At 71.5% G+C, this 12959-nt stretch carries 11 protein-coding genes; 3 read left to right on the top strand and 8 right to left on the bottom strand.

The window, feature by feature from the left end:
* Positions 1-37 precede the first annotated feature (37 nt).
* Positions 38-868 carry an SDR family NAD(P)-dependent oxidoreductase gene (locus ACFWV3_RS05725; protein ID WP_382408670.1) on the bottom strand — a complete coding sequence of 277 codons (831 nt, stop codon included), beginning with the start codon at positions 866-868 and terminating at the stop codon, positions 38-40.
* Between the two features lie 84 nt (positions 869-952).
* Between ACFWV3_RS05725 and ACFWV3_RS05720 the strand changes: the two genes are divergently transcribed.
* The gene (locus ACFWV3_RS05720; protein WP_382408668.1) at positions 953-1363 is read left to right on the top strand and encodes a MarR family winged helix-turn-helix transcriptional regulator; all 411 of its coding nucleotides are present in this window, start codon (positions 953-955) and stop codon (positions 1361-1363) included.
* Between the two features lie 14 nt (positions 1364-1377).
* Here ACFWV3_RS05720 and ACFWV3_RS05715 read toward each other — a convergent pair whose 3' ends face one another.
* Positions 1378-1944: a TetR family transcriptional regulator gene (locus ACFWV3_RS05715; RefSeq protein WP_382408666.1), complete on the bottom strand. Its 567-nt coding sequence runs from the start codon at positions 1942-1944 to the stop codon at positions 1378-1380.
* A 100-nt stretch (positions 1945-2044) separates the two neighbouring features.
* On the opposite strand from ACFWV3_RS05715, the gene ACFWV3_RS05710 reads away from it, so the two are divergent.
* Both ACFWV3_RS05710 and ACFWV3_RS05705 read left to right on the top strand, forming a co-directional pair.
* On the top strand, positions 2045-3064 hold the full coding sequence (locus tag ACFWV3_RS05710; RefSeq protein ID WP_382409367.1) for an NAD(P)-dependent alcohol dehydrogenase: 1020 nt from the start codon (positions 2045-2047) through the stop codon (positions 3062-3064).
* Positions 3065-3127: 63 nt separating this feature from the next.
* Entirely contained in the window at positions 3128-3964 is an 837-nt protein-coding gene (locus ACFWV3_RS05705) for an alpha/beta fold hydrolase (protein ID WP_382408664.1), read from the top strand.
* On the opposite strand, the gene ACFWV3_RS05700 is transcribed toward ACFWV3_RS05705, so the two are convergent.
* The 6 genes from ACFWV3_RS05700 to ACFWV3_RS05675 form a co-directional block, all read right to left on the bottom strand.
* Complete coding sequence (locus tag ACFWV3_RS05700) at positions 3954-6716, bottom strand: BTAD domain-containing putative transcriptional regulator (RefSeq protein ID WP_382408662.1); 2763 nt, start codon at positions 6714-6716, stop codon at positions 3954-3956. The two genes, ACFWV3_RS05705 and ACFWV3_RS05700, sit on opposite strands and share 11 nt — an antisense overlap.
* A 118-nt stretch (positions 6717-6834) precedes the next feature.
* Positions 6835-7167, bottom strand: a complete 333-nt coding sequence (locus tag ACFWV3_RS05695) for a hypothetical protein (protein WP_382408660.1) — start codon at positions 7165-7167, stop codon at positions 6835-6837.
* A 10-nt stretch (positions 7168-7177) separates the two neighbouring features.
* Entirely contained in the window at positions 7178-7513 is a 336-nt protein-coding gene (locus tag ACFWV3_RS05690; protein ID WP_382408658.1) for a hypothetical protein, read from the bottom strand.
* Positions 7514-7625: 112 nt separating this feature from the next.
* Positions 7626-8027, bottom strand: coding sequence for an MmcQ/YjbR family DNA-binding protein (locus ACFWV3_RS05685; RefSeq protein WP_382408656.1), 402 nt, complete (start codon positions 8025-8027; stop codon positions 7626-7628).
* 4 nt (positions 8028-8031) lie between these two features.
* Positions 8032-10512 carry a DNA topoisomerase (ATP-hydrolyzing) subunit A gene (locus tag ACFWV3_RS05680; protein WP_382408654.1) on the bottom strand — a complete coding sequence of 827 codons (2481 nt, stop codon included), beginning with the start codon at positions 10510-10512 and terminating at the stop codon, positions 8032-8034.
* A 30-nt stretch (positions 10513-10542) separates the two neighbouring features.
* Complete coding sequence (locus ACFWV3_RS05675; RefSeq protein WP_382408652.1) at positions 10543-12594, bottom strand: type IIA DNA topoisomerase subunit B; 2052 nt, start codon at positions 12592-12594, stop codon at positions 10543-10545.
* Positions 12595-12959 lie beyond the last annotated feature (365 nt).

Genomic DNA, 12959 nt, shown 5'->3' with positions numbered 1-12959 from the left:
GGGCAGTGACTTTCGCACGTCGGCACCGACTCTAGGCTCAGCGCGAGCCGCGCGGCAAGTCGGTGTCGACCACCTCGTGCAGGCCGAGCCGGCGGTTCAGCGCGCCGGTCGCCCGCGCGGTCACCGTGCGCGGCAACAGCCTCGGCACCCACGCGAAGGTCCGGTTCAGGGTCCTCGTCACGACCCGGCCGGGGTAGGACGTGGACCGCCGCCGCGCGAAGTCGTCGAGCGTGCGGACCGCCACGGCCTCCGGGGTGTCGGCGATCGGGTGGATCGTGGCCGACGTGCCGTCGAAGAAGCTCGTCGCGACCGGGCCGGGGTGCGCGGCCATGACGTGGACGCCGGTGCCGCGCAGCTCCTCGGCGAGCGCCTCCGTGAACGACAGCACGAACGCCTTGGTGGCGGCGTAGGTCGCCTGGTACGGCATGGGCTGGAAGCCGGCGGTCGACGACACGTTGATGATGCCGCCGGATCCGCGGGCGACCAGGTCGGCGCCGAGCGCGTGCGTCAGCGCGAGCAGGCCGTCGACGTTGAGCGCCACCGAGCTCAGCTGCGCGTCCAGCGGCCGCGTCAGGAACGGCCCGGCGCTGCCCGCGCCCGCGTTGTTGACCAGCACGTCGACGGCCAGGCCGCGCTCCCGCAGCTCGCGGACGACCCGGTCCGGCCCGTCCGCGGCGGCGAGGTCGCCCACGACCACCTCCGCGCTGCCGCCCTGGTCGCGGATCTCCGCGGCGAGCCCGCGCAAGCCCTCCTCGGACCGGGCCAGCAGGACGACCCGCGCTCCCCGCCGGGCCAGTTCCACCGCGAGCGCGCGTCCGATCCCCTTCGACGCGCCGGTGACGAGCGCGGTCTGCCCCTCGTACCCCACAGGATCCTCCTACTAGTTCGAGTCTCGAAGTATTGGACGCCTGCCACGATACTTCAAGTCTCGAACTACCGGTAGGATGGGGTCATGTCCGACCTCGTCGCGGCGGTCGCCGCGGTCTACGACACGTGGATGCGGACGCTCGACCACGTCGAGCCGGCGCTGGCCGAGCACCGGCTGACGACGGCGACGTTCCAGGCGCTGTGGGCGATCTCCCCCGACGAGGAGCCGCCGTCGATGAAGACGCTCGCCGAACGCCTCTACTGCAACGCGCCGAACCTGACCTTCATGACGAACCAGCTGGTCGACCGCGGCCTGGTCGAACGCGTCGTGGACCCGTCGGACCGCCGCTCGCGCGTGCTGGTCCTGACGACGAAGGGCCGCGAGGTCCGCGAGGCCGTGGTCACGGCAGCGCTGGCGAACACGCCGCTGGGCACGCTGTCCCCGGACGAGCTGCACCAGCTGGCGGGCCTGCTGAACCGCGCCCTGCGCCGCTAGAGCCCGTCCCGGCCTCAGCCGAAGGCGCGCCGGACCGTCTCGGCCAGCGCCTGCCGCCGCCGTTCGTGGTCGGCGTCCGGATCGCCCGGCGTGGCCGTGAAGAACAAGCTGGCCGGCGACCAGGTGAGCGCGAGCATGGACACCATCGCGAGGACGTCGCCCGGTTCGAGCTCCGGGTTGATGCCGCCGGAGCGCTGCACGGCGGCGATGGCCCCGAGCTTCTCCTCGGTCTGCTCGGGCATCGAGGTGACGAGCACGCCCGCCGGGATCCGCTCCAACCGCGCCCAGGTGGCCAGCCGCACCAGGTGCGGCCTGGTCAGGCACGCGTCGTAGAGCCCGAGGGCGTAGCCGGGCAGGTCGTCCGCGGTGAACGGCACGATGTTGACGAGCTCGTCGGCCTGCTCCTGGAACACCGTGTCGAACAGGCGGTCCTTGTCGCCGAAGTAGGCGTAGAGCTGCGCCTTGTTCGCCTTGGCGTTCGCCGAGATCCGGTCGACCCTGGCGCCCGCGATGCCGTACGTGGCGAACTCCTCGATAGCCGCGTCCAGGAGCCTGCGCCGCGTCGCTTTGCCATCGTTCACGCCCTCATCCTAACCAACCTGTTGGTTTGCCCGGAGAGTCGTCGTGTGCTTACCTGGAGGAGTAACCAACTAGTTTGTTTTACCGTGAGGAGTGAAGAACATGCAGGTCCACGCCTATGCGGCACGGGAAGCCGGCGGACCGTTGGAGCCCTACGAGTACGACAGCGGGCCGCTGGGCGCGACCGAGGTCGACGTGCGGGTCACCCACGGCGGCATCTGCCACACCGACATCGGCGTGATCGACGACGAGTTCGGCATCTCCCGCTACCCCGTGGTCGCGGGCCACGAGGCCGTCGGGGTCGTGCACGCCGTCGGCGACGAGGTCGACCAGTCGGCCCTGAAGGTGGGGCAACGCGTGGGCGTCGGCGCCATCGCCGGTTCGTGCTTCCACTGCGAGTGGTGCCTGAGCGGCCGGACGAACCTCTGCCCCGCCAGGGACGACACCGTCATGCGCGGCGACCGCGGCGGGTTCGCGAGCCACGTCCGCGCGAGCGACTGGCGGCACGTGCACCCGATCCCCGACGCGATCCCGTCCGCGCAGGCCGCCCCGCTGCTCTGCGCCGGCACGACGGTCTTCTCCCCCCTGCTGGTCAACGGCGTCCTGTCCACCCACCGCGTCGCCGTGGTCGGCGTCGGCGGCCTGGGCCACCTGGCGATCCAGTTCCTGTCCCGCTGGGGCTGCGCGGTCACCGCCGTCTCGCGGACGGACGACAAGCGCGCCGACGCCGAACGCTTCGGCGCCACCGGCTTCCTCGCCTCGGGCGACGAGGGCGCGCTGCGGGAGGCCGCCGGGTCGTTCGACTTCATCCTGTCCACTGTCTCGGCGAACCTGCCGTGGGACGACTACGTGAACCTGCTGCGCCCGGAGGGGAAGCTGTGCGTCGTGGGCGTGCCGGACCAGCCCATCGCCGTCTCGCCGATGAGCCTGCTGCCCGCCGCCAAGCAGGTCATGGGCGGCATCGTGGGCTCCGCCGCGCACACCCGGCAGATGCTGGACTTCGCCGCCCGCCACGACATCCGGCCCGTCGTCGAGACGTTCCCGGTCGCGGACTTCGACAAGGCGCTCGGCCGCGTCCGAGAGGGCAGCGCCCGCTACCGGGCCGTGGTCGAGTTCGAGTGAGCCGTTTGACAACTCCGGCTAATGCCATTAGCTTTTAGCTAACGACATTAGCCGGAGGACCGCATGACCGAGCACATGACCATCGACGGCAAGACGATCGCCTACGAGCTGACCGGGCAGGGCCCGCTCGTCGTGCTCGCGCACGGCATCGGCGACAGCCGCCACTCCTACCGGTTCGTCGCGCCGGCCCTGGTGCGCAACGGGTACCGGGTGGCCAACGTCGACATCCGCGGCTGCGGTGACTCGAGCCTCGGCTGGGACTCCTACAGCCGCACCGACATCGCGGGCGACCTGGTCGCGCTGGTGCGCCACCTCGGCGGCCCCGCCGTGATCATCGGCCAGTCGATCAGCGGCGGTGCCGCCACCATCGCGGCCGCCCAGGCGCCGGACGTGATCGCCGGTGTCGTCGAGCTGGCGCCGTTCACCCGCGCGCAGTCGTTCGACCTCGGCGGGATGCTGAAGGTCAAGCGGTTCCGCACCGGCTACGTGCAGCTGGCCCAGGTCCTCGTCCGCGGACGGGTGGAGAACTGGAAGCGGTACCTGGACGTCGCGATGCCGGTGAAGCCCGCCGACTGGTCCGCCGAGCTCGGCCGGATCGAGGCCAAGATGGCCGAGCCGGGACGGATGAAGGCCCTGCAGGCCATGTGCAAGTCCAGCCCCGGCGACGCGGGCGCGCAGCTCGCGAACGTGCGGTGCCCGGTGCTGGTCGTCGAGGGCAGCGCCGACCCCGACTGGGCCGACCCGCGCGCGGAGGGCGAGAAGATCGTCGCCGACCTGCCGCGCGGGCTGGGCGAGCTCGCGGTGATCGAGGGCGCCGGGCACTACCCGCACGTCCAGACGCCGGACGAGGTGCTCGCGCTCGCGCTGCCGTTCCTGCAGAGGACGCCGGTCAGGTCCTGACCATCCGGTGCGCGATGCGGTCGGCCGCCTGGTGCAGGTCCTGCCCGCGGTACAGGTCGACCGCCTCCTGCCAGCACCGTTCGGCGGCCTCGTGGTCGCCCAGGTCGCGGTGCGTGTCGCCGAGCACGGCCAGCGTGCCCGCCTGCCGGTAGGTGTTGTCGAGGTCGCGCCACAGCTCCAGGGCGCGCGTGTGGTGCGCGAGCGCCTGGCCGTGGTCACCGGTGTTGCCCGCGATCGCGCCGAGGCTCTCGAGACTGTCCGCCTGGCCGTACACGTCGTCGTGCCGCACGCACAGCTCCAGCGCGGACTCGCAGAAGCGGCGGGCGCGGACGTGGTGGCCCAGCCGGGTGTAGGCCGCGCCCATCATGCTCAGCGCGCGGATCTCCCACTGGATGGTGCCGGTGAGCCGGTACAGCGTCATCGCCTCGGCGAGGTGGGCCAGCACGTCGTGCTCGTCCTCGCGCCACCACGTCAACGCCAGCGCCAGCACGATGTGGGCGCCCGCCTGCCCCAGCCGGTCGCCGACCTGCTCGCTCAGCGCCAGCGACTGCCGCAGGTGGAGCAACGCCTCCGCGTCGCGGCCCAGCGGCGCGTAGACCAGGCCGAGCCTGCGGTGGGCGCGGGCCTGCACGGCGAGGTCGCCCAGCCGTTCCGCCGCGGCCAGCCCCACCCGCCAGGAGGCGATGTTGTCGTGCAGGTGCCCGCGCCGGTAGTGGTAGTTGTCCAGCGACCACGCGAGCTGCCACACCACCGTGTCCCAGCCCGCGTCCTCGGCCGCGGTCCGCGCCGCCAGCACGCAGCTGTGGTTGGCGTCGAACCACGCCATCGCGGCGGCGCTGTCGGGCAACGGGTGCGGGACGCAGTCGGCCGGCTCGACGGCGATCGGCGGGTGTTGCCGGTCGAGCAGCCTGCTGCCGTTGTGCGCGGTGTGCAGGTAGTACTCGACGACGCGACGCAACGCGTTGTGCCGCAACGGTTCCGGCTCGTCGGTCAGCGCGACGGCGTGGGCGTGCTGGCGGACCAGGTCGTGGAAGCGGTAGCGACCGGGAGCGGGTTCCTGGAGCAGGTGGTCGTCGACCAGGCTCTCCAGCAGGCGTTCGGCCTCCGGCAGGTCCACGGCCGCGAGCGCCGCGGCGGCGTGGGCGTCGAAGTCCGGGCCGGGGTGCAGGCCGAGCAAGCGGAACACCCGCCGGCGCGGTGCGTCGAGGTGCTCGTAGGACAGGGCGAACGCCGCCGCCACGCTCCGGTCCCCCGCCTCCAGCTCGGTGAGCGGGGAATGCGCCTGCCGCAGGCGGTCCGCCAGGTAGCCGACCGTCCACGCCGGACGCGCGCGCAACCGGGCGGCGGCGATCCGGATCGCCAGCGGCAGGTGCCCGCACAGCGCCACGACCTCGTGCACCGAGCACTCCTCGCCGTCCCCGCCCGCGACGCTCGTGAACAGGGCGACCGCGTCCTGCCGCGGCAGCACGTCCAGTGACACGACCTGGGTGGCGTCGAGGTCGACCAGCCGGCGGCGGCTCGTGATCAGCGTCAGGCTGCGCGACGTGCCGGGCAGCAGCGGACGCACCTGCGCGGCGTCGGCGGCGTTGTCCAGCACCACGAGCACCGACCGCGTGGCCAGCTCCGCCCGCCACAGCGCCGCCCGCGCGTCCGCGTCCTGCGGGATCCGGTCCCCCGGCACGCCCAGCGCCCGCAGCAACGTGTCCAGCGCCGCCATCGGGGACAGGGGCCGCTGGCTCGACGCGTGGCCGTGCAGGTCGATGAACAACCGGTCGCGGTAGTGCTCGGCGAACCGGTGCGCCGCGTGGACCACCAGCGTCGTCTTGCCGACCCCCGCCATGCCGTCGATCGCCTCGATCACCACGGCGTGCCCACCCGTGTCCCGCGCGGCCGCCAGCAACGCCAGCTCGGCGTCGCGGCCCGCGAAGTCCGGAACGTCACCGGGCAGGTCGTCACGCGCCGGCTCGTCCCCCGCGGGCACGCCGAACAGCCGGGCGTCGTTGTCGAGCACCTGCTGGTGGATCTCGGACAGCCGCGGTGACGGGTCAAGCCCGAACCGTTCGACGAGCACCGTGCGGGCGCGCAGGAACGCGTCGAGCGCCTCGACCTGCCTGCCGGAGCGGTACAGCGCGGTCATCAGCTGGCCCCACAGGCGTTCCCTGCCAGGATGCCGGTCCGTCAGCGCGGTGAGCTCCTCGACCAGCGCCACCCCGGCCCCGGTCGCGAGCTCGGCGTCGACGCGGTCCTCGACGGCGCCGAGCCGCAGGCCCTCCAGCCGGGCGGCCTCCGCCCGCAGCACCGGAGTCGCGGCGAACTCGCCGTACGCCTCACCCCGCCACAACGTCAGCGCGAGCGACAGCTGCTCGGCGGCGTTCGCGGCCCTGCCGGCCGACAACGCGTCCCGCCCCGCCTCGACGAGCCGTTCGAACCGCCGGGCGTCGACGACGTGCGGGTCGAGCCGCAGCACGTACCCCGCCGGGTGCGTCACGATCAGCTGGTCGACCGCGAGCGCGCGCCGCAGCCGGGAGATGTAGCTGCGCACGGTCCGGTGCGCGTCGGGCGGGGACTCCGGTCCCCACAACGCCTCCACCATCGTGCCGACGGTCGTGACCCTGCCCGCGTTGGCCGTCAGCACCGCGAGCAACGTCCGGATCCGCGGCCCGCCCAGGTCGAGCACCGAGTCGCGCACGCGCACCTCGAACGGTCCCAGCACCTGGAACTGCGGCTGCGGTGCGGCGAAGTCCGTTTCCACGCAAGGAAAGGAGGTGGGTCGGCCCAGCGGGATACGGCGGCCGACCCGATCGGTCCGGTTTTCAACCATTCTGTTCTCGTCGTCGAAAAACCGGACAGCGCAACGAAAACCGGGCTTTTCAGGCGGGCAGCGCGTCTCCGGGGAAGCCGAGGCACGGCAGCGTCTCGCAGGTCATCATCCCGGCCCGCACGCACGGGTCCGCGGCCATGACCTCCGCGGCCTCCTCGACCGGCACGGTCAGGATCGCGACTCCTGCCGTCGTGTCGGACAGCACCGGACACAGGACCGCGATCACCCCGTCCTCGCGCAACGTCACCATGCGCCGCTGGTGCTCGAGCTCGATGGCGGCCGCGCCGTCCATGGCCCGCTCGGGCGTCCACCGCAGCGTCACGAGGCTGAACGGCTTCGCGGTGGCGGCCAGCGCCTGGATCTGCTCGTCGGTCACGGTCATGAGATACCCCTCACTGGTCCACGCGTTCGGCCAACGAGACGTTGATTCCCTCCGGCGCGCGAACGCATGCCATCCGCCGGACGCCCTCGCACTCCCCGATCCCGCCCACCGGTCCGCACCCGGCGGCAGCGATGCGGGCGCCGGCGGCCCGCAGGTTCCGCACCTCGAACGCGACGGTGCGCAGCCCGAGCTCGTTCGCGGGCGCGGCGGGCGATCCCGGCAGGTGATCGGGCCGGGTGAAGCTCGACAGCTCCAGCGTCGCGCCACCGCCGGGCACGTGCAGCATGACGATCTCGGTGCGAGCGCCGGTCGTGCCGACGCGGTCGAACCGCTGGACGAACGCCATCGGACTGTCCTCCCCAGGTCGTCGGGGAGGACAGTAGCACTCCGGGTTCCTTGAGGGAACTCCGACTTGGCTGTCAGTCGAGGAGCCGGGCCTGGTGACGTCCCGCCCGCCGTCAGTCGACGAGCCGGGCCAGCTTCTTCGGGGCGAGCTTGCGGTAGCTCTCGGCCAGCAGCTCCCCCACCTCCGCCCAGTCCACGTCCGGCCCCACCGTCATCCCCACGACGTCGTGCCCCCACGCCGCGCGGAAGAACGGCTCACCGCCTTCCACCAGCGCGGCGAGCTCCTCCGGCTGGGCGCGGAACGTCATGACGACCGTCGGCTCGGTCAGCTCCGACGCCCGGCTGTACGCGCCGTCCTGGCCGGGGTGCGCCGTGAAGACGTGCACGAACGTGCGGGCGCGGACGCGCCACCGCGTCCCCACCCACGCCGCCTCCTCGCGGCTCTCCGGGAGCCGAGCGCAGATGCCGCGCAGCTCGGCGAGCACGTCGGCCGGCACGTCCGCGCGGTCACCCACGGCGTCAGTCCCGTTCGACCAGGTGACCGACCACGTCCGGGCCGGGGTGCGCGTGCCCGGAGCCGTCGCGGCGCGGGTCGACGTCCGGCAGCTCCACCGGCGCGCCCTTGTCGTCCGCACCGGCCGGGCGCGATCCGATCCACGCCAGCACCAGGTGCGTCTCGCCCTTGAGGAACCGCTGCGACCGCACGCCACCCGTGGCGCGGCCCTTCGCCGGGTACTCGCTGAACGGCGTCACCTTCACGCTCTGCCCGGACGACGTCACGACCATCGGCTCGCCGTGCTCGTCGTCGTCCGTGCGGATCGCGGCGAAGAACACCACGTGCGCGTCACCGCTGAGGTTGATGCCGGCCATGCCGCCACCCTTGAGCCCCTGCGGCCGCACCAGCTTCGCGTCGTAGCGCAGCAGCGACGAGTCGGAGCTGACGAACGCCAGCGTCTCACTGCCGTCGGTCAGCCACGTGCAGCCGACGACCTCGTCGCCGTCCTTCAGCGAGATGACCTCGAACTCGTCCGACCGCACCGGCCACTCCGGCACGCAGACCTTCACCGTGCCCAGCTTCGTGCCGAGCGCGATGCCGGGCGAGTCCTTCGGGTCGAGCGGCGCGATGCCGACGACCTTCTCGCCCTTCTCCAACGGCACCAGCTCGCTCGCCGCCATGCCGCCGCGCAGCGACACCGTCCCGGTCTGCTCCGGCAGCACCGGCAGCGGCAGCACGTCCGTCTTGAACGCCCGCCCGCGGTTCGTGATGATCACGACCTGCCCGCGCGCGGTCGAGTGCACCACCGCGGACACCGCGTCGTGCTTCACCCGCCCCGCCCGGCGCTTGCCCTCCGACGCCTCCTCCGACTCCGCCGCGGTGCGCGCGACGAGCCCGGTGGCGCTCAGGATCACCTGGCACGGGTCGTCCGCGACCTCCAGCGGCCCGGCAGGCTTGGAGGCCGCCAGCACCTCCTTGAGGTCACCGTCGATCAGGCTCGTCCTGCGCTCGCCACCCAGGTCCTTGGCGACGGCGGCCAGCTCCGTCGACACGAGCTTCTTGAGGACGTTCTCGTCGTCGAGGATCGCGGACAGCTCGGCGATCTCCTGGGTGAGCTTGTCCTGCTCACCCTCGAGCTCGAGCTTGTCGTACTTGGTGAGGCGGCGCAGCGGCGTGTCGAGGATGTAGGACGACTGGATCTCCGACAGCCTGAACTGCTTCATCAGGCCGTCCTTGGCGGCGGCCGCGTTCTCGCTGCCCCGGATCAGCTTGATGACCTTGTCGATGTCCAGCAGGGCCTTGAGCAGACCCTCGACCAGGTGCAACCGCTCCTCGCGCTTGCGGCGGCGGAACTTCGTGCGGCGCGTGACCACCTCGTACCGGTGCCGCAGGAAGACCTCCAGCAGCTCCTTGAGGCCGAGCGTCTGCGGCTGCCCGTCGACCAGCACCAGGTTGTTGATGCCGAACGACTGCTCCATCGGCGTCAGCCGGTAGAGGTCGGCCAGCAACGCCTGCGGGTTCACGCCGACCTTGCACTCGATGACGAGCCGGATGCCGTTCTCGCGGTCGGTGAGGTCCTTGACGTCCGCGATCCCGGTGAGGCGCTTGGACTTGTTGACCTCGTCGGTGATCTTCTCGACGATCCGCTCCGCGCCCACGCCGTACGGCAGCTCGGTGACCGTGATGGCCTGCCGGCCGCGGCTGCCCTCCAGCGGACCGATCTCGACCTTCGCGCGCATCCGCACGACGCCGCGCCCGGTCTCGTAGGCCTTGCGGACCTCGTCGAGCCCCAGCAGGATGCCGCCGGTCGGCAGGTCGGGCCCCGGTACGAACTCCATCAGCTTGTCGAGGCTCGCGTCCGGGTGCGTGATGAGCCACCGCGCCGCGCCGACGACCTCCCGCAGGTTGTGCGGGATCATGTTCGTGGCCATGCCGACCGCGATGCCGGACGTGCCGTTGACCAGCAGGTTCGGGAACGCCGCCGGCAGGACGCTCGGCTCCTCCAGCGAGCCGTCGTAGTTGGGCCGGAAGTCGACCGTGTCCTCGTTGAGCTCGCCGACCAGCTGCATGGCGGCGTGCGACATGCGCGCTTCCGTGTATCGGCTCGCGGCCGGTCCGTCGTCTGGGGAACCGAAGTTCCCGTGCCCGTCGATCAACGGCTCGTTCAGGCTGAAGTCCTGCGCGAGACGCACCAACGCGTCGTAGATCGCCGTGTCGCCGTGCGGGTGGTAGCGGCCCATCGTGTCGCCGACCACGCGGGACGACTTCACGTACGGCGACGTCGGCCGCTGACCGTTGTCGTGCATCGAGTACAGGATGCGGCGGTGGACCGGCTTGAGGCCGTCCCGCGCGTCCGGCAGCGCCCGCGAGTGGATGACCGAGTACGCGTACTCCAGGTACGAGTCCTCGATCTCCGTCTTCAGCGAGTTGTCGAGCACTCGGGCGCCGGCCCGGTCGAAGGCGGCGGGGTCGACCTTGGTCGTGGGTCCCTTGCGGCGTGCCATGACTTCGTAACTCCGGTCTGTCTCTAGGGCTTAGAGGTCGATGGCCGACTGGTCGACCCGTGCGGCGGACTCGACGAGCCAGTTGCGGCGCGGCTCGACCTTCTCGCCCATCAGCAGCTCGAGGGCTTCCTCGGCGGCCTCGGCGTCGTCCATGGTGATGCGCCGGACCGACCGCGTGGACGGGTTCATCGTGGTCTCCCACAGCTCGTCCGCGTCCATCTCGCCCAGTCCCTTGAACCGCGGCACCGGCGTGACGACCGACTTGCCCGCCTTCTCCAGCCGCGCGACCGTCTGCTCCATCTGCCGCTGGGTGAACGTGAAGTGCGTCTCCGCGTTGCGCCCGCGCGTCATGACCTTGTGCAACGGCGGCATGGCCGCGTAGAGGCGGCCGTCCTCGATCACGGGCCGCATGTACTTGGCGAACAACGTGATCAGCAACGTCCGGATGTGGCTGCCGTCGACGTCCGCGTCGGCCATCAGGATCACGCGGCCGTACCGCATCTGCGGGAGGTCGAACGTGCGGCCGGTGCCGGCGCCGAGGACCTGGACGATGGAGGCGATCTCGGCGTTGCGCAGGGTGTCGGCCAGGGAGGCCTTCTGGACGTTGAGGATCTTGCCGCGCAACGGGAGCAGCGCCTGGTACTCGGAGACGCGCGCCATCCTGGCCGAGCCGAGGGCGCTGTCACCCTCCACGAGAAAAAGTTCACTGCGTGAAACACCCGTGGTCCGGCAGTCCACCAGCTTGGCCGGCATCGCCGCGCCCTCCAGCGCCGTCTTCCGCCGCGCCGCGTCCTTCTGCTGCTTCTGGGTCAGCCGGACGCGGGAGGCGTCGACGACCTTCTGCAGCACGGTCTTCGCCTCGACCTTGGTCTTGCGGTCCTCGGTCCACGCGCGCACCTGGGCGTCGACGACGCCCTGCAGCACCTTGGTGATGCCCGCGGTGGACAGCTCGTCCTTGGTCTGCGAGGTGAACTGCGGTTCGGGGATGCGGACGTGGATGACGGCGGTCATGCCCTCCAGCACGTCGTCCAGCGTGGGCATCTCCTCCTTGGGCTTGAGGAGCCCGCGGGTCTTGGAGATGGCGTCCTGCACGGACTTCAGCACGGCGCGGTCGAAGCCGCGGCGGTGGGTGCCGCCGTGCATGTTGCGGATGGTGTTGGTGAAGCACTCGACGGTGCGCTCGTAGCCGGTGCCCCAGCGCAGGGCCACCTCGACCTCGGCCTGACGCTCCACTTTGGACCGCATCACGCCGTTCTCGTCGGCGGCGTTCTCGAAGTAGGTGCCGGTGCCGGTGATGACCAGGGTGCCGGAGACGGCGCGGTCGCCGGACGGGGCCAGGAACTCGACCATGTCGGTGAGGCCGTGGGGGTAGTGGAAGACCTCCTCGGAGATCGCGTCTTCCAGGGCCGAGCGCAGCACGTACGTCACGCCGGGGACGAGGAACGCCGTGTTGCGCAGCTTCATGCGCACGACGTCGACGTCGAGGGCGGCGTTGTTCTCGAAGTAGCGGGCGTCGTACCAGTAGCGGATCGAGGTGCCGGTGGACTCGTTGCGCTTCATCTTGCCGACGACGTTCAAGCCCGCGGCACGGGTGAACTTGGCCTTGGGACCGGGGCCCTCGAAGACGCCGGGAACGCCGTGGGCGAACGACATCTCGTGGACCTTGCCGCCGCGGCGGACCGTGACGTCGAAGCGGTGGGACAGGGCGTTGACGGCGGAGGCGCCGACGCCGTGCAGGCCGCCGGAGGTCTTGTAGCCGGAGCCGCCGAACTTGCCGCCGGCGTGCAGCTTGGTGAGGACCAGTTCCACACCGGACAGACCGGACTTCGCGTGCACGTCGGTCGGGATGCCCCGGCCGTCGTCGTCGACCTGGACGCTGCCGTCGGCGTGCAGCGTGACGACGATCTTCGAGGCGTGGCCGGCCACGCCCTCGTCGGTCGAGTTGTCGACGATCTCGCTGAAGAGGTGGTTGATGCCGCGGCTGTCGGTCGACCCGATGTACATGCCGGGCCGCTTGCGGACGGCCTCCAGACCCTCGAGGTGCGTAAGGTCGTCGGCCCCGTACAGGGTCTCTGCGGTCACGGGTACTGCTCCCTGGATTGTGTGCGGACTGCCAGCAGGGTATCCGCACCGACCGACAATTTTTCGCAGGACGCCCGTCACGGGAGTGGAAACCGCGCCGGGCCGCGCGCGACCACGCCTCCCGGCATCCGGGACCGGCTCCCCCGCAACCCGCTGACCTGCGAAGAACCCGGATCCGACCCAAACGACAACGCCGAGGGCGCCGGTTGGCGAACGTCACGCACCCGAGTGCGCTCCGAGCCGGGTACCCGAGCACGTGCGCCGCCAACCGAACCTCCGGATCAGGCGGTTTGATCCGTCCACAGTGGACTCGAAGGCACCGCGGGGACCCCTCCGAGCAGCGACGGCGGCCGAGGTTGCGCCCG

The organism is Lentzea sp. NPDC059081, assembly GCF_042738015.1.
Taxonomy (GTDB): Bacteria; Actinomycetota; Actinomycetes; order Mycobacteriales; family Pseudonocardiaceae; genus Lentzea.
Note: the sequence above shows the minus strand (reverse complement) of the source record. Positions and strands in the feature narration are given on the sequence as shown.